This is a genomic window from Leisingera sp. G5_S3_59_S7 (assembly GCF_054968485.1).
In genome coordinates, this window is sequence record NZ_JBQKUH010000014.1 from 19639 (window position 1) to 46284 (window position 26646).

The following is a 26646-nucleotide window of genomic DNA, read 5'->3' on the forward strand; positions in this document are numbered from 1 at the left end:
CCTAAAACCCAATCAATTCGTTCAATGCAGGCAACTCCCAATATTTGCCCCCGGTAACAACAATACCGTCTGGGCTGTCACGGTTGTAAACCATCGTCCCCTCATCGTGGTTCTCGAGCGCGAGGTAGTGACGCCCGGCGTTGTTCTTGAGAAAATCCTTGGCTTCGGGCGTTAAGGTGCGCGCTGCGACAAGGATGGGAACGTCATGCACACGACAACGCGTCATCAGCTTCGGATGGATATGGCCGTCGCGGAACCCGTATCCTATGCAAATGAATGCGGTCGCGGCACTCAACACACGATCGGCGCCCTGTATCGCGCTCCGAAAGGGCTCGTCGTGCGTCCGCTGATATTTGCTTACACCTGGCGTGACGATCAACGGAACCAAACCATCGGGCAACTCGCTCGTCATCGGTAGCGACATCACACCCCCATGCGGGTCTGAAAACCAATCAAGAGACCCGTGGACTTTCCAGACTGTGACCGTCCGCGCCAAATTGGCCCCTTGTTTGAAAATCAGATTCTCCGCCCCATCGGCCCGTCGCAGATAGCCCGGAAGGAAACCCGTGTTGTGGATGTAGCCGCCTGAATCGGCTGCATACTCTGCAACGCGGTCGTAGTTTGTTGTTACGACATGGATATTGCGGTTTGTACTTCGGAATAAACCTGTGAATAGGGTGCGGAGCGGAAAAATGGTCTCGGTCTTTATAGCTGATTTGAGCAGGCTATAATCGCCCTGAGCGATGAAGTCCCAGGTACTTCGGACAATCTTGACAACCAAGGAGTCGGGTAGAGGCTTGTTTTCTAGTGCTGCTTCTAAATGATCTCCAGCGGCCAAGGCTGTTCTAACAAGTGTCCAGGCATCGACTTCCGGTCCATCGTCGGCCTGTACATTATCGCGGAGCCAAACGGCCAAATCCCCCATGCCACGAATGCCATGCGGTATCGAGGCCCCGCTGCCCAAGACTATCACTGGGCTATGCTGTGCACAGTTTTGGCACTGCTTTGCGAGTTCTTCTAGTTCCAAAGCTATTTTGCCTCACTTCTTGTACTTCGGCTTAGTTTGTCTGTGCCCGAAAACGATTTGGTCCAAAATTTCGCTCTTACGATACCCCCGGTAGCACTTCTTTGTCACAGCAAGTTTTCGCTGTCGTCGCAAGGTGGGTGCGACGGGAATCTGGCAAGTGACATGGATCCGAAAATGCCTGCTCCAGCTATGATCCATGCATCAACATGCGCCCTCTGGCATCTTTGACGGCTGTTCACCATCCTTCCTTAGCGGCCAACGCACTTCTCCCTTTGTCTGAGTTGCATGACATGCTGGTCGCAGCTGTCGTCCCGTCCACAAAGGTTGCCGCCGATCTTTTTCCCCTGACCCTGCGGGTCATTCCTCGCGGAGCAAAAAGACCGGCACCTGCCCCTCTCCGCTACGCTTCGCCTTCGGTGTGCCCGGGCCTTGGCCAGCTGCAAGGTGACCATCATTGCAACGCAAACAAGGAGAAGAGCAATGACCACGAACTGCATCAAATTCACCAGCGCCGACATCGAGACCGCCAAGGGCACAGGCTCCATCTCGACCCTGACCTTCGACCTCGACATCACGGTCGAGCCCGTCGCGAGCACGAACCCGATGGCCCCCACGCACCGCGTCCTCGGCCGCTCCCCGCGCGGCAAGCTGGTCGAGTGCGGCGGCATCTGGAAGAAGCAGAACAAGGAGACCGGTGCCGACTACTACACGCTGACCATCCGCGACCACGGCTTCAACGCCAACCTCGGCAAGGCCGCGAACCAGGACGATCTGTCCCTGCAGGCCGTCATCCCCTGGGGCCCGAAAGACGCCGCCTAAGCCAAGGGCCAGACCGCTCCGGCGGTCTGGCTATTTCTCGTTATGAGGAATGGCAGCGGTTCGGGTCCGAAACCCGTGTCAGAAGGATGCGGCATATTTCGGACGCTGACACCGAGGCGGATAGTCTGACTGGATCGATCGCAGAAGCAGCTTTGATCGTTCTGTTGAGGGACAGAGTGGATCGCGCGAACCCGAGGGTGAGCCGAAAGTCAGCAGGGGAAAAATGGGAGCCCACTGTGCGAGGTAAGCGCACCCCTTCTCTCAGTCGAGCAACCCGCGCTTGGGTCGTGTTGGCGAGGCTGCCAGGGTGCCGAACTCACCCTTTGCCGCGAGGGTGTAAACCGCAGATCAACGTCATGCGTCCGGGGGGCGACGTCTCACGTCAGGGCCACCGTCGCGCGCCTTTCCGTCGACCTGTTGGCCTCTCAGATCGCTAGCCCGGGGTCGAGCGGCCGGCAACGCTGGGGGCAGGTTTCTGGACGGCTGCGCCTTGAGCGCTGCGGTGCACCGCTCACAACAAACCTGCCCCCGGCGTGCTCCATTTCATTCCGCCCCGTGCCGGGTGCAGCCCGCTCTCATGCCCCCGGTCTTTTCCACGATCCGTCCAACGACGATCAACGGAAAGGATCACACCATGACACTCGAACAATCCATCGACCTCGCCGAACTGCAAGCCGACATGGCCTTTGATGCCTACCTCGCCGCGTTTGATGAAGACGCCCATCCCGAGACACTCGACAGCCTCGAGACCGAGGCGCTGATCGCCCGCAGCCGCTACGACGACCTGCGCTCTCAGGGACTGGGTCACTGACCCAGACACCCCTGCGGGTCTACTGATCCGCAGGGGTTTGACACCGTCTCTCAGAAGCTTCGTGACGCCCTCGAATGGTGGGACCCGCGCTATCTCGCGCGGGCCGTTTTCGTGTTCTTCGCGCCCGATCCGTTACCGGCTCGGGCGCTCGGTTTGCCTGACATCGCGTGCTGCTCCAGCGCAAGTTTAGGCAGATTAATTCGACCAGATTGCCGCGCATCGATGAGGACGGCGGCGTTCCATGTCGCGCTGCGGAGCAGTCTTGACTGCACCCTATTGCCAGCAAAAAGACACAGCATGCAAAACGTTATATTGCGCAATGTGATGTATTGAAGTATAAGCAAAGGAGAGAAGGAAGACGTTGGCAGGATATGGCCAATGTTTGCACATTTTGTCCGAGGGGTCTGTCATGGGCGTTTCCCGCAAAGCTGAATGCTCCGCCGCACGCGAAAGCGATTGCGAGCAATCGCTGCCTCGCGCGCGTCTGCGCATGCAATCTTTTTCTGGCAGCGGGAGAACGCCCTAGTGCCGAGGCCAGCGAAAAACCTGAAGCTTGAAGAGCGCATCGAAGTGGCGCGGCGCTTCACGGCGGGCGAGAGCGCGAAGGAGCTGGCGGCGGCGTTCGGTATCTCTCCGCGCCACGTGAACCGGCTCGCGAAAGAGGAGGCGGGCGAGGGGATCGCAGCGCGCGATCCGAGCGAGACAGTGGCTTTCCGGGCTAGTCAGTCTGAGCTTGCAGCGTTCGATGCCGAGTGGCGCGAACGGGGTTTTTCCAACCGGTCACAGGCGCTCAATGCGGTGCTGCGCGGACGGTGCGGTTTCCTCGATGTGCCCCGTGATCTGGTCGCCGAATTTTGCGCCGCATGGCGACAGGCGAAGGATGTGAGCGACGCTGGCATGGTGCTCGCCAAGGCGGTCCATCGCGGTCGGCTGGAGGTCTCGGCGGCGGATCGCGCAGTGCTGATCGAACTGCTCGATCTTGCGCAGTCGATGAGCCGTGAGATGGGCCGGATGAAGGATGCGGCGCAAGCGCTGCGTCATCAGGAGTGGCCGCAAAGGGAAGAAGGGCAGGGGGCGGATGGCGCGGTTCTGGAGGGCACCCCGCGCGAGACCGTGACAGGTTTGAGGCTCGTCAGGAATGGCTGATCCGCTCGCCCTCTATGCCTCGGTCATGGGCCGGCTCTGGGAGGATGAGCGTATCCGGGGTCAGGCCGCGGCGCGGATCGACGCGCGGCTGGCGGGGCGTCGGCAGGGGCGAAGTTTCTCGCGCGTCGGATCCATGTCGGCGCGCAACGCGCTGAAAGTGGCTTCAGGGCAGAGCCGGGCTGCGGTGTTCAAACGGATCCGGGCAGGAGGCTGCAAGACGAGGTGTAGCCTCGGGGCGCAGATTTCCTACATCAACGACAAGGCGGTATACACCTATTCGACGATGACCAACGCGCTGACCGATGCGGCGGTGCTTTCTGAGGAGCAGAAAGAAGACATCATCGAGGATTGGGCCGGGACCTGGCGCGGCTCGACCAAGCTCGGGTTCACCTCGCACATGCTGCTCTCGTTCCCGACCGACGTGACGGTCGATCAGGTGTGCGACATCGCCATGGACTGGACGGAGCATTTCTTCGAGAGCGGGGAATATGGCGATCAGTGGGACTATGTCCTCGCGGTCCATGACGACCGGGCGCACAAGCATGCCCATATCATCCTGAACAATCGCGGCGTCGAAAACGGCACCTGGTTCTCTTGCTGGGCCGAGGGCGTGATGTCGCCGCAGCTGATGCGCGAGAAGCAGGCCGAGATCGCTGAAGGCTACGGCGTGACGCTCGACGCCACCACCCGGCTCGAGCGCGGCATTTTCGAGAAGCCCGCCGGGATTGAGGAGATCTACCGCGCCAAGGAAGAGGCCCGCCTTCCGCGCGAGATCGTCATGACGGCCCAGGAATCCGCCATGGCGCAGGCGCAGGTGGTGGGCTTCGCCAAGGACTACAAGTACCTCGCCGACCTGCTGGACCGGATGGACCAGCGTCACATGGCGCGCGCCGTGCGCGGCATGGCAGACGGTCTCGGCTCCGGCACGCCCTGGAACTTCACCGAAGGAGAGATAGACATGAAGGACATCAAGACCGTCGGTGATGCGATCGACTATTCCGAGCGCACGATCGAGGCGCTGAGGCTCAAGGCCGAGGAATTGGACCCGGCCGAGCGCGCCGCCTTCGAGGCCAAGGCCGCGCCGATCATCGCGGACCTCTCGCAGATGGTGCCTGACCCGGAGCTGCGCGCACGGTTTGGAAAGCAGCTCGAAGAACCCTATCCGCCGGGGGCGGGCAGCGAAGTGCTGATTGCGGCGCTGCAATCCGGCAATGACGAGGGGCTGCGCTACGTGCTCGAGCGCGCCGAGGAGGTGGGCATGGACAGCGAGGAGCTGGTAGCCCGGATCACTGCCGGCGGCACGCGCAACTACGGCATGGCGCAAGACTGGGTCGAGCGCGACATGAACGCGGTGCTGGCCAAGGACGGTCTCAGCGTGGAGACCGCGAGTGACGACCAGCTCGATGCCGCGCTCGAAAAGGTCGACGGCGTGATGGACGCACTGATGGAGCGGGCGAAGGAACTGGGCGTCGAGATCGGCCGAACCCTCGCGGACGAAGAGGAGGCGACACTGCCCCTCATCGACGAAGACGACCGGACGCCCAATCCCTACCTGCAGGACCTGGCCGACATGCTTCGGGACGGCAAGCTCACCGAGGAACAGGAAGAGGTGGTTGAGCGGACCCTGCAATCCGAGCTCTTCAAGGAGTTGGGTGAGGAGGGTTTGGCTGCACTTCGCCGCGGCAACTACGAGGTGCTGGACGCGGCCCTTCCGAGCAAGCTCGACCAGATCACCGTCACGCAGGAATTCCTCGAGATGACGTTTGAGGAGACCGGCGACCAAGTCTTCACCGACCGCGCCGCCGGGTTGCAGCAGGACAAGGCGACGGAGGTGGCGCGGATGCGCGGCCAGCAAGAGGCGCAGGAAATGGGGCGTGAACTTGCCCGAAACAAAACACTAGATCGTGGTCTCGATGACGAGATGGAATTCTAAGGGGGAGATGACAACCATGACCAAGACACTCCCCCTTTGGGCCGCGCTCCTCTTCGGGGTGATCTGCGGCGCCGTCATCGGCACCATCGTCGCCGCCTTCTACCTGACCCTGGCCCTGAAAACCGGGTTTGGTAGTTTTGACATGCTGGCGCTCTGGAAAGCCAGCGCGGGCACCCGAGCGGCGCATCCCGAAGCGTTCAAGGTGGGGTTTGGCGCCGTAGGCTTCGGGGCGATTGGCCTCGGCGCCCTGGCGCTTGCCTGGACCTGGAAGAAGGAGCGGGACGACTATGGCTCGGCCCACTGGCAGACCAAGGCGGAGCTGAAGAAGAACGACATGCTTCAAGCGCCTGGCAAGGGCTTTGTCTGTGGCAAGCTCGGAGCCCCGACGTCCAAAGCTGAGTTCATCTCCTCGACCACCATCCCGCATGTGATGATGGTCGCGCCGACCCGGGCCGGTAAGGGGGTTGGCTTCGTGATCCCGAATCTTCTGAGCTTTGCGGGCTCGGTTGTGGTGCTGGACGTGAAGGGCGAGAACTTCGAGAAGACCGCGCGGCTCCGGGCGCTCAACGGCGACGAGGTCTATCGGTTCAGCCCGTTTGATTGGGCCAATGCCACGCATCGGTACAACCCGCTTGCGCGGATTGCCAAGGCCCCGACATTCGCGCAGCGCTTCACCGAGGTCTCGATCCTGGCAGACCTCTTCCTCGACAAGGACAACAAGACGCTCGACACCTTTTCCGAGGCCGGCAAGTCGATCTTCGTTGCGGCCTGTCTGCTGGCGATCCAACGCGGCACGCCGAACCTCGGCGAGGTGAACAAGATCGTCGCCGGGGGCGAATACAAGAACGCCCAGTACAAGACCTATGCCGACGAGGCCGAGGAAGACATCCTGCGCGAGCTCTGGACCAATGCGGCCTCAGCCTCGTCGCGGCTGCTGACCTCGAACATTCAGGCGCTGATGACGGCCGGTCTCAAGCAATGGGACAACCCGGCGGTGCGCTCGGCCACCGAGGCGAGCGACTTCGATTTCTCGACCTTCCGGAAGACCCCTCAGTCGCTTTACATCGCGGTGTCCGAGGATCACATCGCGACGCTGGCGCCGCTCTTGCGCCTGATGTTCGCCGATCTCATCGCCTCGATCCGGCTGAACGAGCCCGGCCCGGACGAGCCCTGGCCGGTCATGATGATGATCGACGAATTCCAGCAGATGGGGGCGATGCCCTATCTCGAGCGGGCGATCCATTCGCTGGCAAGCTATGGCGGCCGCGTCGCGATGATCGCGCAGTCGCTGGCTTCGCTTGATCGGATTTACGGGCCCGAGGGCCGTGAAAGTCTCGAGAACGGGGCAGGGCTGAAGCTCTACATCACCCCGCGGGACCAGCGCACGGTGAAAGAGGTCTCCGCCGCGGTCGGCAGCACCACCCGCGAGGCGGTGACCCGGATGTACGGTCGCAACAAGGGCTTCCTTGGCGCGACCTCGACCTCGGCGCGTCTGGAAGAGCGGCCGCTACTTTCCGAGACGGAAGCGCGCCTCATGGATCCCGACGAGGTCATAATCCTCGCTTCGCCCCAGCACCCTATCAAGGCTAGCCGGATCAAGTATTACGACGATCCGTTCTTCAAGGACATGCTGGCCCGCCAGGACGGCAAGCCGTTCCCCTATCCGCCGAGTGTGCAGGGCGTGGGGCCCTGGGGCGGTGACTTTGAGGTCGGCGCAGACGACCAGGCGAAACTAGCCGAACGTGCGCCTGTCCGGGATCGATCGCAGCGGCGCGAAGCGCGCGCGATGAGCGTGATGCCGATTGAGGCCGGACGCGGGCAGCCCGAGCCCGAGACGCTCGAAAGGGAAGCCGCCGTGCCGAAGGATTGGAAGGCGGCGCTCGACCGGCAGGAGGACTTCATCGAGGAATTGTTGGGAGGGTGAGCGCCGTCGACTAGTCCCCTATTCGTCGTAGTAGAATTTCAAGTCGCGTCGCTCTTTCAATTGGGCAGGTCGGTAGGGTTTGACCTCGCCACACTGGGCGACGGCCTTGGCTCGCATGCGCTCTTCGACTGAAGGATGGAGCGGGAAGTCGTCGCCAACTGCGCGAATTCCCTTCTTCCAGCGGATGCGGAGGGGGCCAAATGCTACCATCGCGTCTTCGCGGTGCTGCAAACCCAGAGGGTCAGGGGCGCGGTTCAAGACGTTCTCGTTGATCTGGATCGACGGCACGCAGTCTTTCAATTCGTCGACCATCCAATCGAGGGCGATATCGCTCAGGCGGGACTCTGCCTCAGGATAGCTTCCACCGATGTCGCTATGACAGCCCGGGAACCAGACCTGCTTCAACCACTTCGGCTCTCGATCTTTGGTCTCAATCGCGGCCGCCTTCGATGCCCATCCAACCCTTGGAAAGTCAGCACGGTCTTCGTCGATCGCCATGGCGTGACGGGCGTGTTGGACATCGGGATCCAGCCACTTGTCGTAGTTGCGCTTGTTCCAAGCCGCGAAATGACCCGTCTTGAGAATCTGCGGCCAATCGGTTGGGCGCCAGAGCTTCAGTTTGCGCTCGGGATCGTCCGAGAAATACTTGAAGTTGTCGAGCAACAGGGAACCTAGCTGCCAAAGAAGCGCGACTAGAAGTACGCCAAGCGGAACAACCAAAAGCCAAGACCATCCGAGTGCAACGCCTGCGGCCAAAGCCGCCCCGACCCCGAACGTGACGCCCCAGACCAAGGTGCGGACAACTGCCGTTCGCAGTGATGCCACCGTGTCGAAGACCCCGATGAATGTTGGCTGAACGTTTCCCTGATTTTCTTCGCCTACGAGCGGAAAGCTCGAATACTTCTTGCGAAATCGCTTGCCGAGTTCTTCACGGTTCTTGAAGTAAGGATCTTGTCCGCGCGGTTTTCCAGCACCGTGATTATACACGAATTTTACAGCGTCCTTGGCGATCTTGCGCAATCCGGGGCCGTAACGCGGGACCGGCGAACCATCTGGCATCTGCGTCGGGACACCGCAGAGGTTCATAACGTTTGCAAGTGCTCTTACTGTGTAGGCCCCGCGCGAGAACCCAAACAGCAACACACGGTCGCCGGGCTCGTAATGGGCGATGATCTGCTCGTAGCAATCGATTATGTTGTGGTCGATGCCAGTTCCGACGGCGCTTTCCAGGATGGGCTTGATCCGACCGAAAAACCCACCGCGTTCTCCTGTTCCCAAGCCCGGGTCGTAAAAAGCCACTTGGTCCTTAGGGCTAATTGGTGAATCTGGGCCGGGACGCATGGCTCGATACATCTTGTAAACATTCGACAGCCGTTGGTCTGGCCTGGCGCCACCCATCTGGCCGGTTCCGTCCGAGAATATGCAGATGTTCTTTACCATTTGTCGCCCTATTCAAGAACACGAAGTACAGTCAAAATCCTAAACCTGCAGCAGTTCTGCCAAGCTAGGAGAGAGTGCAGCGGAAATGTTTCGCCCGAGTCGGGAAAAATTAGAACATAGTGGAAACACATATGTCTACCTGATATTGTGACACATGAGAAGGGATTGCCCAATATGTTGGATACGATGCAGCAAATGGAAGTGTTCCCGACGACAGTCGATCTCAAGCGGGTCGACCTGTCTATCAACATGCGGCGCTTCTATAGAATGAGTGTTCAACCAGACCTGTTTGGCGGCGCATGCCTCGTGCGGGAATGGGGCCGTATCGGGTTTCGAGGGCAGATGATGATCGAATTTCATGATGACGAGGGCAAGGCTGTCACGGCGCTCATGAAGCTCCATGCTAGCAAAAAGCAGCGAGGGTATAGGGCAGCCGTGGCGCAGAACTAAGATTGAATTTTAGAGAAGAAGATTTCGCATAGCATGTATTTCGCGTTTGTTTTCGGCAACCGGATCCTCCACCTTTCGGCGGTCCAGAATCCGTAGGCAGCTTAAGACCAACCGGGCACCAGTCATGGCTGGATCAGAGCCCAGTGGCAGGTCACCGCACACCAGGAAGAGCATAAACTCGAATACGAGCCAATTAATGAGCGATAGCCGATGGCAGCTCTGTGTTGATGATCAGTAACACGCTCGAAAGGAGAATTTTTCTGTCGTTCCATCGACGCGGTTGACCCAGAAGCAGCGCGTTCCGTAATCCGCCGTTCTTACACTGAAGCTTTCAATTCCCGGGCCGATCTTTTCGGCGGCTTCGGGATGCATATGCATGAGATGCGTTAGTATTTCGGCGTCTTCATTGGTTACCTTGTCACCCAGTTCATATTTGTACAGCATATCCCTAAAAAAGTCGTTTGCGTCTCCTTTCCTCGCGAATGAGAGCGATCCGATCTCTACTGGCTTTGCGGGCATAATCGCTTCCTCTCTACTCTATTCGCTGAATTCGTGGCCCGCTTCCGGATCATCAAGGCCCGATACCTGCAGCGTTTCCCTGACGATAAGGTTAGGCAGGTCCATCCCGGCGAAATTCGGGCCATGCTGATTAATCCAGGCCAGGCAACCTTCCTTGTCCAGATCGTCGCGCGCAATCTTCTCATACAAGGCCACCGCAGACATGCGGGAAAGCCCTAGTTCCATTAATGAGAGAAGCGTGATGCTGGAGACGCCAAACTCAAGCGCTATCCCGATGTCAAAGTCTTCATCAATCAGGTCCTCGCGCTCGGCTTCAGTCAAGAACAGGCGGAGGACATCCATATAGGCGGAAATATACTTCGGTGCCTTGAATCTTGCTGTCTCTTCCACCATGCTCATCGTTTCGCGAATGAGCACTGGAAGCTTGAACGATCTGTTGTTTCGTTGCTGATACTCTATACGCTTCCTGATAATTGCAGCCAAAGACAATCCTTTCAGCCACTCGACAACCACGAGCGCGTGCAGGGGAATGAGACTGTCTGGCAGGAAGACAGGATACAAATTTGCGTTAATCCGTCGCATGACGGTGACGTACCTGTCGTACGCATCGACGCTTTCCGAAGGCGCGAGCAGCAGATTTTCGATATTGCCTTCGTACTTTCGAAAAGCTTCCAGCAAACGCTGCAGGCCCACCGCGCTGACGCCTGGATGTCTTACTAGAACATCCTGCGTAATATTGATCAGCGCCGAAATACCTTCGAGGCTTCTATCGAGTTTCCGGAGCGCATCTGGAGAATGCCGTTTCGCAAATGCGGCATCGGAAAGCGTACCAAGACGAATATATGTATTGAGGAGGTAAGCCCCGACCTGTTCGAATTCTTCGCCTTGCGCAAGATCGGCCAAAGAGTCGATGTTTCTGTTCTCAAGATACGCAGCCAGTTCATCGGTGGAAGATATAACGACGTCAGTTTCTCTCTTGATCGGGTAGCGTGAGCGCTTCGGCACGCCGACGGGCCATGCTTTTTCATCCTTTGGATCGATACAGATAATATTGCCTTGGAATTCGTTTCCCCAGCGACCGGCCCGTCCCGCGAGGTTCCAGAAGTCGTGCGGCTCCATCGGGTTCCCACGGCCCTTCCGGGGACCGCGCACAACGATGGTCCTGCAAGAGAGATTTACTCCTTCAATCAGCGTCGAGGTGCAGGCAAGAAATCTTATCTTGCCGTCGCGGAACAGCCTCTCAACCTCGGTGCGGATGAGAGAGGGCATGTTTCCATAGTGAAAAGCGACACCACGTTCGACCAGCGGCGCGAGCTGATAATTACGGTGGACCCCTTTGCGGGCCAGATCAGCCAGGTCCAGCAATTCCTGATCATCTGTCTTCTCCGAGCCTTCCAACTGGCTGATAAGGAGCGCGACGTCCTCCGCTTCAGCCGCGCCGTTGCAGTAAACCAGTGTGCCGCCGCGACCGCCTGCCGCCGCTGCGATAAACGCCAGCCTTTTTTTCAGGCCCGCAGGCTTGTTTGACAGTTTAAGCGTGCCCAGTGGTATGGGTGAATCGCCCCAGACAAGGTCCAGCGACCACTCCTTGGGCTTCCGAGGCACTTGCTCGGCTAGGATCACGTTCTGCAGAACGGTTGGCATATCGGTATTGACCGACGTTTTCGGCATATCGTTCGGCGCATCCTCAAGCAGTTCTCCGGGATTTTGTGTCGAAGGACTTACAAACACGACCTTCATCATCGGGTTCTGCCGAGACACCCGCTCGATTGCATCCTGCAGTATTACACCACGCTGATTGTCTCCGATCTTGTGCGCTTCATCAACAATGAGAAGGTCTACACTGAAGTCCTCCCCGAGAAGATTGACAAGCAGGTGCAAACGCTCCTGCGTGAATACGAAGACGGCTTTCTTGTCTCCCGTCGTAGATGAGAAATAAACTTCCGTCAGCGGTAGCGACGTGATCTCGATGCCGGTGTCCGACTGACATAGCTCCTTCAGACTGAGTTCAATCTCACTCACCAAAGCCCGGGTTGGGGCAAGGTAAACGGCGATCTTTGTCTTGCTCGTGCGAACGTGATCGAGCAGCCACTGCAAAACGAGGTAAGTTTTTCCGGACGCGGTTGGCGCGGACGCTGAAAGCCAGCCGGCGCCGGAAGAGGCGCCCGCCCATAGTTCTTTCTGAAAATCGTTGACGCCTATCCATTTTCCGCTCGATTCAAGGAGTATCGAGTCCTCGAAACGTCTTCTGTTGGCTTCAAGGCGCATCGACACGCCCAGTCTGCCCTCAAGATCGGGAGCGATCCGGTTTCGCAGTATTGCCAGCTCGACGGACCTGCGATTGGACAGCTTTTCGAGGAGGACAGCCCCCGCATCCCGCACTTCCGGCGAAGTTTCGAGTGTGACGGCAGCGGTTGCGATCCGCAGCGCCGCCTCCTGATGCGTTCGTTCGGTTGATCTGGCCAAAAGGCTTCCGGCCAAAAGAAGCTGCTGCCAGTCAAAGCTCTTCTTTGGGTCAGCGGATTCATGGATTGCGTCCAGATTTGTTATCTCAGTCGCCACTGTGATCTGAGTCAACCTGATAATATCATCACGAAGCGCCTCACCCGACAGCCAATCAAAGAGTTCGGTATCTTTCATTTCTTAATACCCAGCGCCTTAAGGAACGATGCGCGAAACCCATCCGCCGAAGGCACTGGCACACAGAAAAACTGAATGTCGAATTTGTCGAGTTTCTCCACCGATAGTCTGTTCTTTACATTCTTCACCCATTTTTCCATTTCGTCATTCGCCGCCTTCAGGATGTCCTCCCCGATGCCTTTTGCATCATCTTTCGGATAGAAATCCGCATCGAAGGCGATAAGCGCGATCCCGCAATATTCGACCCTGTTCGATAGCGGTGAGGTTCGGTCGAAATATTTCCGGAATGCGGCCGTAAGTTCCGGATCACTGAGATCGGCTTTGTCGCTGAGGAGCACGAGATCCCGCTCGCGATCAGCGCCTTCGTGGTCCGTCTCCACGAGGAAAGGGGCAAGTGATGAAAGGCAATCTCTTATGGCCGCTGTAGGGTCGCCATACACCTTTGACTCGCCCCAGAAAAGTTTGAGAAGGCCGTTTTCGTTTACGGAAGCATAGACGCCGTCCGCACCATGATAGTGCATGTGAGAGTCGGTCTTAAGGTCCATCTTACAGAGCACCTGAGGAACCTTGAGAAAGCGCTCTGCGAGTAGGAAGAGCAGCATCTCGCCGCCTTCGCCAGTATTGGCAAGGTCCGTAAAAGTGCCGATTGCCTCGTGGTGCAGGGCTGCAACCGCGCTTCCGGACTTGAATCTGGCGTCCCGCGCCCGCGCATCATCCAACCGCGATTTCGGGACGGCATAATCGATAATTGAGTTGCGCATAAATTCCGCAAGACGCTCCGGCTTGACGCGTCCGTTCCCATCCACAGTCAGGCAATGACAGTGGAGACGGGCCACGCAATCTTTCAAGAGCACGTCCCGTTTAACAAGCTGGAGATGAACACCCAACTCTTCTGGATCGCCCGAAACTATATTAACCAAATCTTCTGGAAGTACTTGAGTCAGTGGTCGCCTCCTTTCGTTTTAGGGTGGTTGTGCCGACCCCGCTGCTGCTCGCATAGAGAGTATCATACGTAATTCAAATAGTTAGGTTTTTCTTCGCGCTGCGGTCAAAGAAATTGTGCGATACTCCTTCAACGCCCCAAGGTCCGGAGTGTCACCGCTGCCCGTTGATAATACGTCAGCTGTCTCCTTTTGGCGTGAACGCTACACTTCGCCTTGCGGAAGTTCAGTTCAGCGTTGCAAACGGCTGCATCGCGCCGTCTATGTCGGTAGTTTTCTCGACCCCGGCAGATAGAACTCCGTAATCCCCCGCTTCCCCTCGGCCCGCCCGAGCTGGACGATCACATCGATGGATTTCCGGATGTATTCCCGAACCTCGGCAAAGGTCAGTGGTGTGCCGGCCTGCAGCACCATGATCGCCAGTCGATCGATTGCGAGTTCTGCGGTTTCCGCGTGGATGGTGGAAACCGACCCGCCATGGCCGGTGTTGATGGCCTCGAGGTAGGTCAGGGCCTCGGCACCGCGCAGCTCGCCGACGATGATCCGGTCAGGTCGCATACGGAGGGAGGCTTGAAGGAGAGCGTTGGCGCTGCGTTGCGAACCGGCACCGCGGTCGGCAAGGAGGGCGACGGTGTTGGGCTGGCCGGGGAAGAGCTCAAAAGCGTCTTCGATGGTGATCAGCCGCTCGTGCTCGCTCACATGGGTCAGGAGGTGGCGGGCGAACGTGGTCTTCCCGGTCGAGGTGCCGCCGCTGATCAGGACGTTGAGCCGCGCCTCGACCAGAGTCTGCAGCGCGGCCTCAAGGTTCTCCTCCGCTAGACTGGCGATGTTTTTCATCTTCTCCGCGCGGAGGGCGTCGAGCGAGACGGCCTTGCCGAAGAGATAGGCGGGAGCGTAGTCCCTAATGCTGCCAGAGGCGAAGAGGCGAATGGTGATCGAGGCACCGCGATCGATGGCGGGCGGCACGGCGACCTGGACCCGAAGCGGGCGGCCCGCATATTCCACCTTGCCGGAGACGAGGGGGTTCTTTTCAGAGACGCGGGCCTTGGCATCGCCGACGATGGTCTGGGCCATGTTGAGGGCTGTGGTCCGATCCACGGTCTGACCTTCGTGGCGCATGCTGGCATCCCCCGCGACCTCGAGCCAGACCTTGCCGTCGGGGTTGATCGCGATCTCGACCACGTCGTCACGCCGCAGGAGATCGCGGAACGGGTCGAGATAACGCTCGAGGTATGAGGCTGGCGAGGCCTGATCCATCAATTCGGTGATTCCGGTAATATTGAACCTGGTTTCGCTGCCTCTCGCCTGCGGCTCGAACGCGAAACCTGATGCTTCTTTTTCATTGTGAACCGGAACCCCCGTAGATCACCACATCCCGGTCCACGAGCACGGTGACCGAGGCGCCCTGATCGACATAGATCGTCGGCGCGATCGAGACCTGATCGGCGATGACCGACCCGACAGCGTCCTGCAGGTCGCTGCTGACATCGCCCAGGACAATGCTTGTCGTCTCGTTGTTGGCACTCTCCGCCGCCACGGCAGGCGCCGCCCCGATCACGGAAATCAGCGCCGCCCCGCCGAAGCGCTCGGCAAACTTGGTGTCGACGAGACCAGTGAGGCCCGAGCGGCCAAGCTGGTCGCCGCCCACAGCGGCGATTTCCATCGAGGTGCCGTCCGGGGTCAGGACGCGGGTCCAAAGGATCAGGATGCGCTTCTGGTGCATTTCGATCCCGGAGCGGTATTGGCCAAAAAGGCGGGAGCCCCGGGGGATCAGGATCCGGTCTCCGGAAAACGCCAGCACCGGCTCGGAGACCACCGCGACAACGGAGCCGGGCAGATCGCTGTTAATAGCGGTTTGCAGCGCCGCCTGGATGACGGATCCTTGGGTCAGCGTGCGTTCGGGATGGATGAGGCGGGCGGCCTCCTGCACCTCGAGCGGTCGCGCACTCTGCAAGAACTGCTCGTTGCCCGAGAGGGCCGGTCCACTTGCGCCAGCGGCGGCAGGATCGGCCACCGCCGCGCCACTCGCACCACCACGTGGACCGTCCGCATAGACCACGGCGGGGGATTTGATCTGGGCAGTCAGAAGCTCCTCGGCGATGCGTTCGGCCTCGCGCAGACGCTGCTCCTCTTCCTGACGCCGGCGTTGTTCGAGAAGGCGCTGATCGGCGATCACCCCTTCGCGATCGAGCTCGGCCTCAAGCCCCTCGCGCTGCGCCCGTTCGGCATCGAGCATGGCCTGCAGCCCCTCGATGCGAGTCTCGGTCTGGCGTTGGAGGTTTGCCAGCTCGGTTTCCTTTGCGGCGAGCGTTGCTTCGAGCGCGGCCTTTTGCTCGTCGAAGGCCTCGCGCAGGTCCGCGACAGCGGATTGGATTTCCGAGTTGCGGGCAGCCTGGCTGGCGGCGAGGGCTTCGCGGAGCTTGGCGATTTCGGCCAGCACCTCGGCGCTCGGTTCCGGGGCAGGGGCGGCGGGCACGTCGAGCGCTTCCTCGACGGCGATCAGTGCGTCATTGACCCGTTGCTCGGTCTCGTCGGGCGGAAACTTCAGCCGCCCGCCGGAGCCGGGGCGGCGGTCCTGAAAGGTCTCGACATCGGAGGTCTCAAGCGCACTGTCACCTTCCTGCAGACCGGTGGCCAGAAAATACGCGACCCCGGCCCCGCCAAGGGCGAGGGCGGCCGCGAGCGCGCCGACCCCGAGGCTGTTTCCGCGGGGCTTGGACTTGCCGCGCTGGCTGAACTGGTCGAGACGGTCCTGAAGGTCGGGAGGGGTTTGTTCGGCCATGGTCAGTTGCTCACGTAGATGGCGCTCTCGTCGCGCCAGGCGCAGATCGCCTCATCGCCGATACGCAGCGACCAGTAGGTGTTCACCCCAAGCACCCGGACCGTGTTGCCTTGCTGGGTCCAGTTGACCGTGCGCTCACGGCCCTGGTCATCGGCCTTGAAGAGGGCGGGCTGGCGACCGTTTTCCGGGATGACGAAGTAGGTATAGCGCCCGTCGTCATAGATATGGCTGGGGCGGAAATCACCTTCGCCCGAGACGCGGTAGTTGTAGTTGCGGGGCGCCTCAAAGCCTTTGGGCTGGGTAGCCGCCGTCGCTCGACGTTCCTCATCGGGGTAGCGGAAGCGGACTTCGAAGAACATGCCGGTGCGGTTCGGGATCGAGCCTTCGCGCAGGTGGAAGGAATAGGTGCGTCGGTTGGTGATCACCGTCATGTTGGTGGAGGCATTGGCCACATGCGGTTTGATGGTCAGCACATTGCCAAGCTCTGGGATCGGATCGACCTGGAAGCTTTCGGTGTCGCCGACGATCACGGCCTCGAAGCGCTCGCCCGCCCCGAAATGGATCGTGGTCGAATGCCTCAGATCGGTTTCGATCCGATAGACCTGGTTTTCACTATAGACGGCGGTGCGGATGCGGATGTCGAGCGGGCCGCCTTGCGGCGTGGCCTCGGCGTTTGCGGCAACAGGAAGGGCAAGCGCCAGGAAAAGCGCGGGCAGAGATTTCATCTTGGTCAGTTCTCCAGAGTCTCGGCGTCGACGCGGTAGGAGGTCACCACGAAGCCCAAGGGGTTGGCCCAGACGTCCTGAAGGCGCTGGCGGGTTTCAGGTTGGAAGTCATAACCAACGGTAGCGACATAGGACCGGGTGACGGTGCGGGTGTCGCGGGGACGGCGCAGCGTGCGGGTGAAGCGGACCTGGGCCACGCCGCGCTCGATCTGGTTCACGGACTTGATCACCACCTCGATCTTGGCGTCGCGGCCATAGACGGTGATCGGGTAGTCTTCGTTGGTCGAGGACCAGAGATCGCGCAGCGTGCGGGCGGCATCGCCATCGGAACGGTTGAGCACCGAGTTGATACGCTGCTCGCCATCGGTCAGGTCATAGGTTTCCCGATCATCGACATAGGCCACGAGATTGGCCTGGATGATGGCGTCGCTCTCGGAAAGCGTCAGCGCCTGTACGGCGGCGACCCGGTCCATCTCTCCGGTTTCCTTGTCGACCACGACGACGAAGGTCTCGGTCGATTTGAGTGGAAAGAGGCTCGCGCCCGCGACCATGCCGGCAACACCAACCAGCACGCCTGCCGCCGCAACGAACCAGGCGAAACGCTCACGCCGTCTTGGCCCGTAGATGAAATCCGCCTCGAAAGCGTCGCGGTCAGGCGCGGAGGAACTGGTCACAAGCTTCTTCAAAGTCGTCGTCTTTCACATCAGGGTTTGCGGAAGGCCTTGGCGGCGGAGAGAAGCGCGCCGGGGCTTTGCCGGATCAGCTCGCCGGTCTTCACCACACCCGCATTGGCCATCTGGTTCAGCTCATGCGGGGACTTGCCGGTGACGAGGCGCGAGGTTGCGCCCGCGCCATACTCCCGTGTGTTCACGAACCCCTGGCGCGCAAGGCCCGTGAGACCGACGGCATTGGACGCGATGCCGACGACACCGGTGAGATTGGAGGCGATGTAGGGCACCGAGGCCATGATCCCGGCGCTGAGGATCAGAATGACGAGGAAGGGCAGGATCAGGCTGACGGTTTCGACATCGCCCGGATCGGCGGAGGCGTCCCCGATCGCTTCGGCGATGGCGACGATGATGCCCGCGGCGCCTGCTGCGGCGACCGGCATGAGCGCGTAGCCAATGGTGGCGCGGGTCCAGGCCTCGAAGAGGGACTGGGTCGGTTTGAACAGCGAGGTCACGATCATGAAGGGGGCGATGACGATCATCAGCGCGAAGACGATGCGGGCGAAGGCGATGATCCCTGCGGTGACGGCGGCGAAGACGGCGGAGAGGACGAAGAAGATGGCACCCAGAACCGCGCCGAAGACCCAGCCCGCGCGGTCGCCGATCGTATCGCCATAGGCGGTGATGCGGGCGACCATATTGTCGAGGCTCTCATAGACCCCTGCCTCGTCGCCCGAGCCGGTAAGCGCCAGGATCGAGGCGCCCACGGAGTCGGGCACGCGCGTGACGATGTCATAGATGACGCTGAAATTATCCCAACTCTGCGCGAAGATCCCGACCAGGGCCACTTTCATCCCGAAGGCAAACCCGGTTCCGAAGGGCAGGGGGCGGAGCTGCATGACCGCGTTGATCCCGAGGAGCACGACAAGGAGCGTCGCGCCCGCCGAGATGACATTACCGACCGAGGCCGCCGAGGAGATAAAGCCGTCCTGCGCCACGGTGTTCACCGCGGCGTCGACTTGGCCAAGGATGTCGCGAATGACCCCCATTTACTCCGCACAGGCCTCCACAACTTGCGCCTCGAGCGCGTCCGCCTTGGCGTAGAGCTCGAGCACGTTGAAGGGCAGGCGCGGGTTGTCCGAGGTCTGGAACCGGGGCAGGGCGGCAAGCGCCTGATCCCAGGCGAACTGATCCAGCAGGCAGGTGCAGGTTTCCGAAGCGAGCGCCTCTTCGGCAATCAGGATGCGCAAGATCGCGCGGTAGCCATTGCGCAGATAGGCGGTTTCGGCCAGATCGGTAGGGGGTTTCGGAACACGACATTCATCCGTTTGATCCCGCGCGATGGCCATCGAGTTGAAGGGCGTGTCGCCGGAAGGGTTCGTGCTCGGGGTCTGGGCCGACGCAGCATTGTGCAGGATGCTCAAGACAAGGGCGGCGAGACCGAGCGCCCGGCCTGGAGCCAAGCTGCGGGTCATGGTTTGCCTCATGGATCCACCGCCATCGAGCGGAACTTGCGCTCATCCGCGAGGGTCGCGGCATCGACAACGCCAAGCTGGCCGGCACTCACGCCTTGCGCCGCTTCCAGCCGCCAAATCTGGGTCAGGATGATGCCAAGCTCGGCGGTGACGCGGGTGTTGAGATCGACGGCAGCCTTCAGCCCGTCCTGATCGTCGATGAGCCCGACCATGGTCTCGAGCCGCTCAAGGCTTTGGCCCGCTTCTTCGTGGCTTTCCTGTGCCGCGACGGAGAGCATGGCGCTGGCCCCGGCGGAAGCGGCGATGCGGTTATCGGCGGGCTCATCCGAGCCAGAAAGCGTGCTCAGGCGTTCCGAAGTAAACCCGCTGCCCGAAAGCACCCGTTCGACCGAGGCCGAGAGTTCTGCACCCGGATTGAAGCCGCTGAGAAAATCGCCGCTTGCCAGCGATTGTGCGGTATTGAGGGGCGCCACCAGCTTGCCGCGCAGCGCTCGGAATTCTTCGACCGTGGCGAAGAGTTCTCCGAGCCCGCTGCCTTCAATGAGCGAGGTCAGTTGCGCCTCGAGGTTCGTGAGCTGCGAGAGCTGGGTTTCCAGTTCCAGCCGCATTGTGGCGAGCTGCTGCATCTGGACATTCAGGTCCTCGGCCATGTGTTCGAGCTGCGCCACGAGTTGACCAAGCTGCGAGCCATCAAAGGTTGGGACGCCCTGGGCCGTTGCGGGCGAGGTAAACCCGAGTGTGGCGACCGCGGCCACGGTCAGGAGAAGCTGTCTCATTCGGGAACTCCCATCTGCATGAAGTCGCGCTCCGCCAACCGGTCTGCGACGAGGTGCTGCGCATAGACCGCCTCGCGCTGCTGGTTGGCGGCCATCAGCCGGACGCGAAGGTTGAGGATGCGGCCAATCTCGGCCTTGGCGTAGGTGTTGAGTTCCCAGGCCGCCTTGGCATTGGGTTGCGCATCGATCTGCAGGATGATCGCGCGGAGGCGGTTGATCACTTGCTCGGTCGTTGCCGAACTGTCGGCGGCGTAATAGACGCCCGCCTCGGAGATGCTGGCATATTCGGCGAGCGCAAAATCCGAGGGCGAGAGCGTGCCAAGCGCGTCGGCACCGCCCACCACAGCGAGGTATTCGTTGTAGAATTTCGAGATGTTGCGCACATAGCCTTGGGTCTCGGCAAAGGGCGGCACGCCCCCGTATTCGATGACCCGACCCGGCCCCGCGTTATAGGCCGCGAGCGCATGGGGTATGTTGCCGAAGCGGTTGAGCTGGGTGGTGATATAGCGCGCGCCGCCGCGGAGGTTGTCTTTCACGTCATAGCGGTCGACGCCGAGATCGGAGGCGGTGCCAGGCATGAGCTGGGTCAGGCCATAAGCCCCGACCGGGCTTTCAGCGGCGACGTTGAAGCGACTCTCCTGTTTAATCAGAGCCTGGAAGAGGCAGCGCCACTGGGTGGCCGAGAGACCGGCGCGGGCCACACCGGGCGCGCCTGCGAACTCGCCGGCGACCTCGACGATCATCATCTCGACCGTCTCGCGGCCCTCGCCGAAGAGGCGGCTGTTCATCGGGCTTGGATCGGTATTGGGATAGACCGCCGCCACCCCGAAATCCGCATTGCCCTCGAGCGCACGGATGTCGAAGCCAGGCCCGGTAATGGCAGCGGTCATTTCCTCGAGGACGCGCAGCTGGTCGGCCTGCACATCCGCCAGCGTGGACTCGGTCCGATCCTTGTCCTGCTGGACGCTTAGATCCTCGGCCAATGCCCTCACCCGGGCGATGGCGCGACCGATCGCGGAATTGTCCTGTGTCGGCACGCCCTGGGCATGCGCAGGCAGGGCGCTGAGGCCGAGGCAGAGCCCGGCGGATATGATCGCGGCGCGGCTCATTCAGGACGGGGCAGGGGCTCGAAGCTGCAGTCTGGCTTGGCGGCCTGCTGGACCGGAGCGCCCATGGTCGAGAAGGAGAGGGCGGACCGCGTCACCTGCGGTTCGCCATCGCGCCCGAAGCAGGGCGAGGTCTTCTCGGTGTATTTCTCGCAAGCGGCGAGCAGGCTTGCGGCGGCGCAAAGCGCGAGGAGGGGTTTCAAGCTCATATCACATGTCTCCAGAAATCAGGGCTGGTGCGCCAATCGGCGGGTACGCGCGCCTCTCCGGTGGCGCCGCCGCCAAGGATGGGGAGGAGGCTGCCAAGCGCTGACAGGTCCGCATCGACGAAGACGCTGTCGCCCGCCGAGCGAACAAGCGCGATACGCTGCCCGATGGTGGGTTGGACAAGGAGGGCCGCCTCCTTGGCGTTCACGCGCAGGAAGTCGTAATCCGAGATGGTGGCACGGTCGTTCGGGAAGAGGATCTGGGTCGGGACCGTCTCGACGATGGTCTTGCCGACGCGGGACTCCCGCAGCTGGCTCGGATACTGCGTCATCATGATCACGACGCAGTTCATCTTGCGCAACGTGACCAGCCAGTTCTCGAGCCGCGCCCCGAAGTAGGGATCGTCCAAGAGCTTCCAGGCCTCGTCGAGCACGATGATGGTGGGGCGGCGGTCTTCCACCAGCCGTTCGATCTGACGAAAGACATAGGAGAGCACCGCCATGCGCTCGGTGGTCATGTCGAGGATTTCGGTCATGTCGAAGCCGAGGATGTCGCCGGACATCTTGAGGCCGCGACCCTGTTCCGGCTCGTCGAAGACCCAGCCATAGCGCCCGCCCGGGGCCCATTCGGCGACGCGGGACTGTAGCTCGCCATCGTCATCGAGCGACTGAAACAGGGTCTCGAAACTCGCGAAGCGCCGGAGCGAGCCCTCGGCATGGGCATTTTGCGAGACCGCGCTTTGGATGTGTCGTGACTGCTCGCCGGTGAGGGTTCCGTTGCGTGTGAGAAGTGTCGCAAGCCAATCCGAGAGCCAGGCGCGGCCACGTTCGTCGATTTCGGTATCGAGCGGGTTCAGGCCCGTGGGCACGCCCGCGCGGATCTCGTTATAGCGGCCACCGAGGGCGCGCACGGCCATCTCGAGGCCGCGATCTTTATCGAAGAAGAAGAGCCGCGCGCCGACCCGCTGCGCCTGTGCCGCGAGGAAGGCGGTGGTCAGCGTCTTGCCTGTGCCGGTGCGACCCAAGACGAGGGTGTGGCCGACCGTGGGTTCCTTACCCGGGGTGCCCGCCTCATGGAAATTGAAGCGATAGCCCGAGGTGCCGACCGTGGGCAGGACCGAGATGGTCTGACCCCATGGCGACTGGTCTGGGCCGCGCCCCTCGACGCTGCCATGGAGGGCTGCGAAGTCGGCGAAGTTGATCGAGGAGATCGGCGTCTTGCGGGCGCGGTAGCCGAAATTGCCGGGGGATTGCGCGAAGTAGGTGGCTTTCAGCGCCATGGTCTCGCGGACGATCACCGACATGATCTCCTGACCGACGCGCTTGATCTGGGCGGCGGCGCGCTCGAGCGTGTCGCGATCTGGCGCATAGACCGCGATGGAGAGGTGATGGTCCCCGAAGGCAATGCGGCCCGCCTCCTGATCGTCGGCGGCTTGGCCGAGCTGTTCCCGCAGGGAGACGGCGGCATCGTCGGAGGCATGCATCTGACGGATGATGCGTTGAATGCGTTCGGCCATGATGTTGTTCGGGATCGGGCTGAAAGAATTCGTCAGCACGATGTCGAGGGGAAGGTCGAGGGCGTCGAGCAGCGTAACGTCGGTGAGGGCCGGATAGGTTTTCATCGAAAAGAGCGCGCCGTATTTGACCGCGCCTGTCACAGCGTCGGCCAAGGTGACGACGTCGCCGTCGAAGGTGGCGCGGCAATTGCTCAAGGTATGTGAAAGGGGCAGGGCGCTTTGCCCGAAGGCAATGGGAGAGAATGCCCCCGCGTTCAGCGTGTTGAGGTAGCCCAGCCATTCACCGCCCTTGCGGGTCAGGCGCACAGGGTTGGCCGAGGAGAGCGCCACCTCGAAAAAGCCCACGACCTCGTTCAGCTCCTGCATCCGGGTCGCGCGGTCCTTGACCCAGGCCTTGCGGGCCAACGCGCGCAGGAGCGGAATGCGGGCCGAGATGTCGGGGCGCCGGATGACGCTGAGATAGAGCTGGCGCTTGGCCGGGCGCATGTCCTTGACATGGGCCTGCCAGCGCGCGTCGATCGCGGCGGCAAAGCTATCGCCCTCGATGGGGCGCATCCCGAGATCCTGCGGTACGGAGATCCGGTGGATGTAGAAACCGAAGGCGTTGCCGGTCTGGGCGACGATGGCGGCGACCGCGCGTTTGAGCGCGTCGAGCCGGGCATCCTCGCTGGTCATCGGATTGAGGCCATCAAGGCGCAGGGTCGCCATAAGGTCGCCCTCGCGCAGCACCATCACATCGTCATCCGCGAGCGCGAAATACGGCAGGTGTTCGGCGAGATAACTCTCTCGCGCGAAGTTCCCGCCGCCGGCCTGAAGAAGCGCGGTTCCGTGAGTGGAAAGGGTGCCTGCATCAAGCGCCAAAGCTGTCGCCTCCATGCAGGGCCCGGTTCTTCGTCGGGCGCACCGATCCATAGGAGACGCGCAGAACCTCGAAGAAATGCGGTTCGCGGTCAGCGACGAACCAGAGGATCGGATAGGCGATGAGACCAATCAGGAAGAAGACCATCGACTTCGTCCAGATAAACGGCAGAACGACCCCGGTCGCCAGAACCACGAGGTATCCGACGGGCAAGCCCAGATACTTGGGCGGACGGGCGAGGCCCAGAAAGAGGGGAGATCGTTCTGCCAACTCTATTCTCCAACCTCAGGAGAAGCCGTCGACGATGGTGCCGGCCGAGAAGATCAGCACGATCCCGATGATGACCGAGGCGAACCAGCCCCAGTTGAGCCGTCCCATCATGCACATGAAACCGGTGCCGATGACCGCGAGCGTCGCGACCGCGATCCCGATCGGACCGGTCAGCGCGGCCTCGACGGTTTCCAGCATGGTTTGGATGGGTGACAAGTCCTGCGCGAGGGCGGGCGTTGCGAAAGCCGCCAGGGTTGTGGCGGCAGGCAAGAGGCGGCTGAGGCGATGTCGAAGCATGCGAGGTTCCCTTGTTTTACTGAAGATCGATGTGGACGGGCGCGTGGGCTGGAACATCGTCTGCGACGCGGATGTCCGGAGCGGAAACGGGAGGGCCTGCCAGCCGGGACCGGATCCGATGGATGCGCGCGATATACTCGCGGGTCTCGGTGAAAGGCGGGATGCCGGAATACTCGACCACCCGGTGCGGCCCGGCATTATAGGCTGCCAGCGCCAGGTCGATGTCCTTGAACATGGCGAGCTGCCCGAGCAGATAGCGCGCCGCGCCATCGAGGTTCTGGGACGGATTGCGCGGATCGACCCCGAGGGCACGGGCCGTGTCTGGCATCAGCTGGCCAAGACCATAGGCACCCTTGGGGCTGACGGCAGTTGGGTTGTAGCTGCTTTCGGCCTCGACCAGTGCTCGGAACAGGAACTGCCAGTCGTCGGCACTCAGACCAGCTCGGCGCAGGGCACGGTTCCCCTGATGGCGATCAGCAGTCGTCCGGATCAGGGAGAGGATGTCGTCGCGTCCGGACGGCGGCGTGGCGACCAGCGAGGCCAGAACCACTTCGGCCTCAGCGCTATCATCCAGCCCCGCCCAGGCAGGCCTCGCGCCGTGGAAAGTCCAGCCCGAGGTCCGGGCCGTGCCGTCGCGACCGAAGGCGATGACGTCAGCCGCGCTCCTCGAGGGTGATGCTGTAGTCAGGACCAAAGCGCAGATCGCGCCCGTCACCGAACTCGAGATGATGTTTGAAGAGCCCCGGCCATATGTTGAAATACCGCGGCTCAGGTCCGTGTGGGGTGATCCGGGTCGAGACCAGAATGGCTTCCGGCTCGCCCGCGCGCAGGTAGATGCACTGGTAGCGCGGCTTGCCATCGTCCGTGAACCCTACGAGTTCATACCGGCAGCGGAACGCGATGCCTTCTTCTTGAAGGTCTTTCACACCATCGATGGTGATCAGGATCTGGTTGCGCGCTATCGGCATGTTCGGACTCTCCCCACGAGAGCCCTTCTACTTCACGACACTAAGGCCATAAAGACATATAGAGTCAATACGACAGATTGCATAAAAAAACAAATTGCACGATAGTTGCTGCAACTTTTGCGGGAGAGTGACATGAAACGGCAGGCGATGGCGGCGATAATCGGGGTGTTTGGTGCTCTTGGGGTGCCGGTGAAGGCGCAGGCCTATGATATCGACTGCGCCATCATGCTCTGCATGGCGGGTGGTTTCCCACCGAGTGCCGTCTGCGCGCGGGCCTATCGCACGATGATTCGTCGGATCACACCCTGGCCGAGCCTGCCGCCTTTCGGGGTCTGCACCTTTGCCCATGTGCCGGTCGAGCTGGGTGGGCCCGGCGGAGAGGGCGAGCTCGATACAAACTTGCCGGAGTATGAATGGCTGAACCGCACTCATGTGATCTGGTTCACCGGGCGCTCCTACGAGCCGCGCGACGAACCGCGCCAGTGGGACTGGTCGATCCGCTCCTGCGATCGCGAAAACCGGACCTGCCGCTACATCCAGCGGGTCTACGGCTCCCACACCCCCTGGCCCGCGACATTCGTCTCGGAAAGCGGGCAGGAGATCGCCTATCCGTCGGGCGGAGGCTTATGGCACTTTTATGCCCGCAGCATCATGGTCGAGTTCGGTGACTTTGAGGGCAACATGGGCCATTCGGAGTGGTTTTCCTACTGATCCGAACTGTCCGATGCCTTCAGGGAGACTGGGCGCAGGTCGGCACGGTCTGCATCAAAACGTTCTGGATCGACATGCCAGCGGCGACTCACCGAGCCATTATTCCAACGGTAATCGGTGAACAGGTGGATCTCCTGTGTTCCGTCGTTCAGAAACCCTTCCTGGAAAGGCCAGCCTGTCTTTCTCTTCGCCATGTACCCGCGCCACTCGTACCGTTCTTGCCGTTATGTCCTCGCGTTGGGGGACAGGATCAAAGCCTCAGGAAGCGCACTAGCGCCTCGCGAAGAGTACTTCGGGGTCGACATTGAGCGCCCGGGCGATGCGTTCGAGAAGGTCGAGCGAGGCCGCGAACTTGGCGTTCTCGACCTTGCCCATATGGCCGCGGCTCACATCGGCCCGATGAGCAAGCTCCTCCTGGCTGAGGCCGCGGGCGCGTCTCAATTCCTGGATGTTCAGTGCTACACGGTCCCGCAAGTTCATGCCCGCGAAACGGACACGGTGCGCGAAATATCGCCACGCGATATATGTTACATTCGGAGGCGCAGAGAAGAAATCTTGGGATGGCGCGAGATCGCCGGAATGGAATGCCTGCCGAAACGCAGGTCACGTGATGATCCGTCTCGCAAACATTATGGG

28 protein-coding genes are annotated in these 26646 nt (G+C 61.1%); 7 read left to right on the top strand and 21 right to left on the bottom strand.

Features of this window, described 5'->3' with window-relative positions; genetic code table 11:
• Nucleotide 1: 1 nt before the first annotated feature.
• Nucleotides 2–1027, bottom strand: coding sequence for an SIR2 family protein (locus tag ACTRWG_RS08745; RefSeq protein ID WP_084353830.1), 1026 nt, complete (start codon nucleotides 1025–1027; stop codon nucleotides 2–4).
• Nucleotides 1028–1507: 480 nt separating this feature from the next.
• Between ACTRWG_RS08745 and ACTRWG_RS08750 the strand changes: the two genes are divergently transcribed.
• The 5 genes from ACTRWG_RS08750 (at nucleotide 1508) to ACTRWG_RS08770 (ending at nucleotide 7660) form a co-directional block, all read left to right on the top strand.
• Nucleotides 1508–1846, top strand: coding sequence for a DUF736 domain-containing protein (locus tag ACTRWG_RS08750; RefSeq protein ID WP_037207756.1), 339 nt, complete (start codon nucleotides 1508–1510; stop codon nucleotides 1844–1846).
• A gap of 634 nt (nucleotides 1847–2480) precedes the next feature.
• Entirely contained in the window at nucleotides 2481–2657 is a 177-nt protein-coding gene (locus ACTRWG_RS08755) for a hypothetical protein (RefSeq protein WP_165198475.1), read from the top strand.
• A gap of 456 nt (nucleotides 2658–3113) precedes the next feature.
• Nucleotides 3114–3803, top strand: a complete 690-nt coding sequence (locus tag ACTRWG_RS08760; RefSeq protein WP_462829223.1) for a helix-turn-helix domain-containing protein — start codon at nucleotides 3114–3116, stop codon at nucleotides 3801–3803.
• The gene (locus ACTRWG_RS08765) at nucleotides 3796–5736 is read left to right on the top strand and encodes a relaxase/mobilization nuclease domain-containing protein (RefSeq protein WP_084353828.1); all 1941 of its coding nucleotides are present in this window, start codon (nucleotides 3796–3798) and stop codon (nucleotides 5734–5736) included. The genes ACTRWG_RS08760 and ACTRWG_RS08765 overlap by 8 nt, the downstream gene beginning before the upstream one ends.
• Before the next feature lie 16 nt (nucleotides 5737–5752).
• Entirely contained in the window at nucleotides 5753–7660 is a 1908-nt protein-coding gene (locus ACTRWG_RS08770) for a type IV secretory system conjugative DNA transfer family protein (RefSeq protein ID WP_084353827.1), read from the top strand.
• An 18-nt stretch (nucleotides 7661–7678) separates the two neighbouring features.
• Here ACTRWG_RS08770 and ACTRWG_RS08775 read toward each other — a convergent pair whose 3' ends face one another.
• Nucleotides 7679–9100, bottom strand: a complete 1422-nt coding sequence (locus ACTRWG_RS08775; RefSeq protein ID WP_040701697.1) for a phospholipase effector Tle1 domain-containing protein — start codon at nucleotides 9098–9100, stop codon at nucleotides 7679–7681.
• 174 nt (nucleotides 9101–9274) lie between these two features.
• On the opposite strand from ACTRWG_RS08775, the gene ACTRWG_RS08780 reads away from it, so the two are divergent.
• On the top strand, nucleotides 9275–9550 hold the full coding sequence (locus ACTRWG_RS08780) for a WGR domain-containing protein (RefSeq protein WP_007120621.1): 276 nt from the start codon (nucleotides 9275–9277) through the stop codon (nucleotides 9548–9550).
• A gap of 231 nt (nucleotides 9551–9781) precedes the next feature.
• Here ACTRWG_RS08780 and ACTRWG_RS08785 read toward each other — a convergent pair whose 3' ends face one another.
• From ACTRWG_RS08785 to ACTRWG_RS08865, 17 genes are all read right to left on the bottom strand, one after another.
• Nucleotides 9782–10069, bottom strand: a complete 288-nt coding sequence (locus ACTRWG_RS08785; RefSeq protein ID WP_007120620.1) for a DCL family protein — start codon at nucleotides 10067–10069, stop codon at nucleotides 9782–9784.
• 18 nt (nucleotides 10070–10087) lie between these two features.
• Complete coding sequence (locus ACTRWG_RS08790) at nucleotides 10088–12709, bottom strand: DEAD/DEAH box helicase (protein ID WP_084353841.1); 2622 nt, start codon at nucleotides 12707–12709, stop codon at nucleotides 10088–10090.
• On the bottom strand, nucleotides 12706–13545 hold the full coding sequence (locus ACTRWG_RS08795; protein WP_235866651.1) for a HamA C-terminal domain-containing protein: 840 nt from the start codon (nucleotides 13543–13545) through the stop codon (nucleotides 12706–12708). Before ACTRWG_RS08795 ends, ACTRWG_RS08790 begins: the two co-directional genes overlap by 4 nt.
• Nucleotides 13546–13911: 366 nt before the next feature.
• Nucleotides 13912–14907: a P-type DNA transfer ATPase VirB11 gene (gene virB11, locus ACTRWG_RS08800; protein WP_007120616.1), complete on the bottom strand. Its 996-nt coding sequence runs from the start codon at nucleotides 14905–14907 to the stop codon at nucleotides 13912–13914.
• A gap of 82 nt (nucleotides 14908–14989) precedes the next feature.
• On the bottom strand, nucleotides 14990–16432 hold the full coding sequence (locus tag ACTRWG_RS08805) for a TraB/TrbI/VirB10 family type IV secretion system protein (RefSeq protein ID WP_007120615.1): 1443 nt from the start codon (nucleotides 16430–16432) through the stop codon (nucleotides 14990–14992).
• 2 nt (nucleotides 16433–16434) lie between these two features.
• Nucleotides 16435–17157, bottom strand: a complete 723-nt coding sequence (locus tag ACTRWG_RS08810; protein WP_007120614.1) for a TrbG/VirB9 family P-type conjugative transfer protein — start codon at nucleotides 17155–17157, stop codon at nucleotides 16435–16437.
• Nucleotides 17158–17162: 5 nt separating this feature from the next.
• Complete coding sequence (locus ACTRWG_RS08815; protein ID WP_007120613.1) at nucleotides 17163–17843, bottom strand: VirB8 family type IV secretion system protein; 681 nt, start codon at nucleotides 17841–17843, stop codon at nucleotides 17163–17165.
• Nucleotides 17844–17860: 17 nt separating this feature from the next.
• The gene (locus tag ACTRWG_RS08820) at nucleotides 17861–18874 is read right to left on the bottom strand and encodes a TrbL/VirB6 family protein (protein WP_007120612.1); all 1014 of its coding nucleotides are present in this window, start codon (nucleotides 18872–18874) and stop codon (nucleotides 17861–17863) included.
• The gene (locus tag ACTRWG_RS08825) at nucleotides 18875–19300 is read right to left on the bottom strand and encodes a hypothetical protein (protein ID WP_007120611.1); all 426 of its coding nucleotides are present in this window, start codon (nucleotides 19298–19300) and stop codon (nucleotides 18875–18877) included.
• A gap of 8 nt (nucleotides 19301–19308) precedes the next feature.
• Complete coding sequence (locus ACTRWG_RS08830) at nucleotides 19309–20076, bottom strand: type IV secretion system protein (RefSeq protein ID WP_007120610.1); 768 nt, start codon at nucleotides 20074–20076, stop codon at nucleotides 19309–19311.
• Nucleotides 20073–21185 (bottom strand): lytic transglycosylase domain-containing protein, encoded by a 1113-nt coding sequence (locus ACTRWG_RS08835; RefSeq protein WP_007120609.1) that lies wholly within the window; start codon nucleotides 21183–21185, stop codon nucleotides 20073–20075. The genes ACTRWG_RS08830 and ACTRWG_RS08835 overlap by 4 nt, the downstream gene beginning before the upstream one ends.
• Nucleotides 21182–21391: a hypothetical protein gene (locus ACTRWG_RS08840; RefSeq protein WP_306286045.1), complete on the bottom strand. Its 210-nt coding sequence runs from the start codon at nucleotides 21389–21391 to the stop codon at nucleotides 21182–21184. Before ACTRWG_RS08840 ends, ACTRWG_RS08835 begins: the two co-directional genes overlap by 4 nt.
• On the bottom strand, nucleotides 21388–23781 hold the full coding sequence (locus ACTRWG_RS08845; protein ID WP_306286044.1) for a VirB4 family type IV secretion/conjugal transfer ATPase: 2394 nt from the start codon (nucleotides 23779–23781) through the stop codon (nucleotides 21388–21390). Before ACTRWG_RS08845 ends, ACTRWG_RS08840 begins: the two co-directional genes overlap by 4 nt.
• A complete protein-coding gene (locus ACTRWG_RS08850) occupies nucleotides 23756–24034 on the bottom strand; it encodes a VirB3 family type IV secretion system protein (protein WP_306286043.1) in 279 nt (92 codons plus the stop codon). Before ACTRWG_RS08850 ends, ACTRWG_RS08845 begins: the two co-directional genes overlap by 26 nt.
• A gap of 15 nt (nucleotides 24035–24049) precedes the next feature.
• A complete protein-coding gene (locus ACTRWG_RS08855) occupies nucleotides 24050–24331 on the bottom strand; it encodes a TrbC/VirB2 family protein (RefSeq protein ID WP_009574106.1) in 282 nt (93 codons plus the stop codon).
• Nucleotides 24332–24347: 16 nt separating this feature from the next.
• Nucleotides 24348–24881 carry a lytic transglycosylase domain-containing protein gene (locus tag ACTRWG_RS08860; protein ID WP_306286042.1) on the bottom strand — a complete coding sequence of 178 codons (534 nt, stop codon included), beginning with the start codon at nucleotides 24879–24881 and terminating at the stop codon, nucleotides 24348–24350.
• A gap of 103 nt (nucleotides 24882–24984) precedes the next feature.
• Nucleotides 24985–25299, bottom strand: a complete 315-nt coding sequence (locus ACTRWG_RS08865) for a hypothetical protein (protein ID WP_040181319.1) — start codon at nucleotides 25297–25299, stop codon at nucleotides 24985–24987.
• Nucleotides 25300–25431: 132 nt separating this feature from the next.
• On the opposite strand from ACTRWG_RS08865, the gene ACTRWG_RS08870 reads away from it, so the two are divergent.
• Complete coding sequence (locus tag ACTRWG_RS08870; RefSeq protein ID WP_462829225.1) at nucleotides 25432–26010, top strand: hypothetical protein; 579 nt, start codon at nucleotides 25432–25434, stop codon at nucleotides 26008–26010.
• On the opposite strand, the gene ACTRWG_RS08875 is transcribed toward ACTRWG_RS08870, so the two are convergent.
• Nucleotides 26004–26204 (bottom strand): hypothetical protein, encoded by a 201-nt coding sequence (locus ACTRWG_RS08875; RefSeq protein ID WP_137795288.1) that lies wholly within the window; start codon nucleotides 26202–26204, stop codon nucleotides 26004–26006. The genes ACTRWG_RS08870 and ACTRWG_RS08875 overlap by 7 nt on opposite strands.
• Before the next feature lie 76 nt (nucleotides 26205–26280).
• Complete coding sequence (locus ACTRWG_RS08880; RefSeq protein WP_137795287.1) at nucleotides 26281–26490, bottom strand: helix-turn-helix domain-containing protein; 210 nt, start codon at nucleotides 26488–26490, stop codon at nucleotides 26281–26283.
• Between the last annotated feature and the right edge of the window lie 156 nt (nucleotides 26491–26646).

What these genes read in the sequence shown, in the direction of transcription:
- ACTRWG_RS08825 (WP_007120611.1), bottom strand. Translation starts at nt 19,300, where the DNA reads ATGACCCGCAGCTTGGCTCCAGGCCGGGCGCTCGGTCTCGCCGCCCTT.
- ACTRWG_RS08790 (WP_084353841.1), bottom strand. Translation starts at nt 12,709, where the DNA reads ATGAAAGATACCGAACTCTTTGATTGGCTGTCGGGTGAGGCGCTTCGT.
- ACTRWG_RS08855 (WP_009574106.1), bottom strand. Translation starts at nt 24,331, where the DNA reads ATGCTTCGACATCGCCTCAGCCGCCTCTTGCCTGCCGCCACAACCCTG.
- ACTRWG_RS08750 (WP_037207756.1), top strand. Translation starts at nt 1,508, where the DNA reads ATGACCACGAACTGCATCAAATTCACCAGCGCCGACATCGAGACCGCC.
- ACTRWG_RS08785 (WP_007120620.1), bottom strand. Translation starts at nt 10,069, where the DNA reads ATGCCCGCAAAGCCAGTAGAGATCGGATCGCTCTCATTCGCGAGGAAA.
- ACTRWG_RS08870 (WP_462829225.1), top strand. Translation starts at nt 25,432, where the DNA reads ATGAAACGGCAGGCGATGGCGGCGATAATCGGGGTGTTTGGTGCTCTT.
- ACTRWG_RS08875 (WP_137795288.1), bottom strand. Translation starts at nt 26,204, where the DNA reads ATGGCGAAGAGAAAGACAGGCTGGCCTTTCCAGGAAGGGTTTCTGAAC.
- ACTRWG_RS08845 (WP_306286044.1), bottom strand. Translation starts at nt 23,781, where the DNA reads ATGGAGGCGACAGCTTTGGCGCTTGATGCAGGCACCCTTTCCACTCAC.
- ACTRWG_RS08775 (WP_040701697.1), bottom strand. Translation starts at nt 9,100, where the DNA reads ATGGTAAAGAACATCTGCATATTCTCGGACGGAACCGGCCAGATGGGT.
- ACTRWG_RS08755 (WP_165198475.1), top strand. Translation starts at nt 2,481, where the DNA reads ATGACACTCGAACAATCCATCGACCTCGCCGAACTGCAAGCCGACATG.
- ACTRWG_RS08880 (WP_137795287.1), bottom strand. Translation starts at nt 26,490, where the DNA reads ATGAACTTGCGGGACCGTGTAGCACTGAACATCCAGGAATTGAGACGC.
- ACTRWG_RS08810 (WP_007120614.1), bottom strand. Translation starts at nt 17,157, where the DNA reads ATGAAATCTCTGCCCGCGCTTTTCCTGGCGCTTGCCCTTCCTGTTGCC.
- ACTRWG_RS08835 (WP_007120609.1), bottom strand. Translation starts at nt 21,185, where the DNA reads ATGAGCCGCGCCGCGATCATATCCGCCGGGCTCTGCCTCGGCCTCAGC.
- ACTRWG_RS08780 (WP_007120621.1), top strand. Translation starts at nt 9,275, where the DNA reads ATGTTGGATACGATGCAGCAAATGGAAGTGTTCCCGACGACAGTCGAT.
- ACTRWG_RS08770 (WP_084353827.1), top strand. Translation starts at nt 5,753, where the DNA reads ATGACCAAGACACTCCCCCTTTGGGCCGCGCTCCTCTTCGGGGTGATC.
- ACTRWG_RS08820 (WP_007120612.1), bottom strand. Translation starts at nt 18,874, where the DNA reads ATGGGGGTCATTCGCGACATCCTTGGCCAAGTCGACGCCGCGGTGAAC.
- ACTRWG_RS08840 (WP_306286045.1), bottom strand. Translation starts at nt 21,391, where the DNA reads ATGAGCTTGAAACCCCTCCTCGCGCTTTGCGCCGCCGCAAGCCTGCTC.
- ACTRWG_RS08765 (WP_084353828.1), top strand. Translation starts at nt 3,796, where the DNA reads ATGGCTGATCCGCTCGCCCTCTATGCCTCGGTCATGGGCCGGCTCTGG.
- ACTRWG_RS08865 (WP_040181319.1), bottom strand. Translation starts at nt 25,299, where the DNA reads ATGCCGATAGCGCGCAACCAGATCCTGATCACCATCGATGGTGTGAAA.
- ACTRWG_RS08830 (WP_007120610.1), bottom strand. Translation starts at nt 20,076, where the DNA reads ATGAGACAGCTTCTCCTGACCGTGGCCGCGGTCGCCACACTCGGGTTT.
- ACTRWG_RS08805 (WP_007120615.1), bottom strand. Translation starts at nt 16,432, where the DNA reads ATGGCCGAACAAACCCCTCCCGACCTTCAGGACCGTCTCGACCAGTTC.
- virB11 (WP_007120616.1), bottom strand. Translation starts at nt 14,907, where the DNA reads ATGGATCAGGCCTCGCCAGCCTCATACCTCGAGCGTTATCTCGACCCG.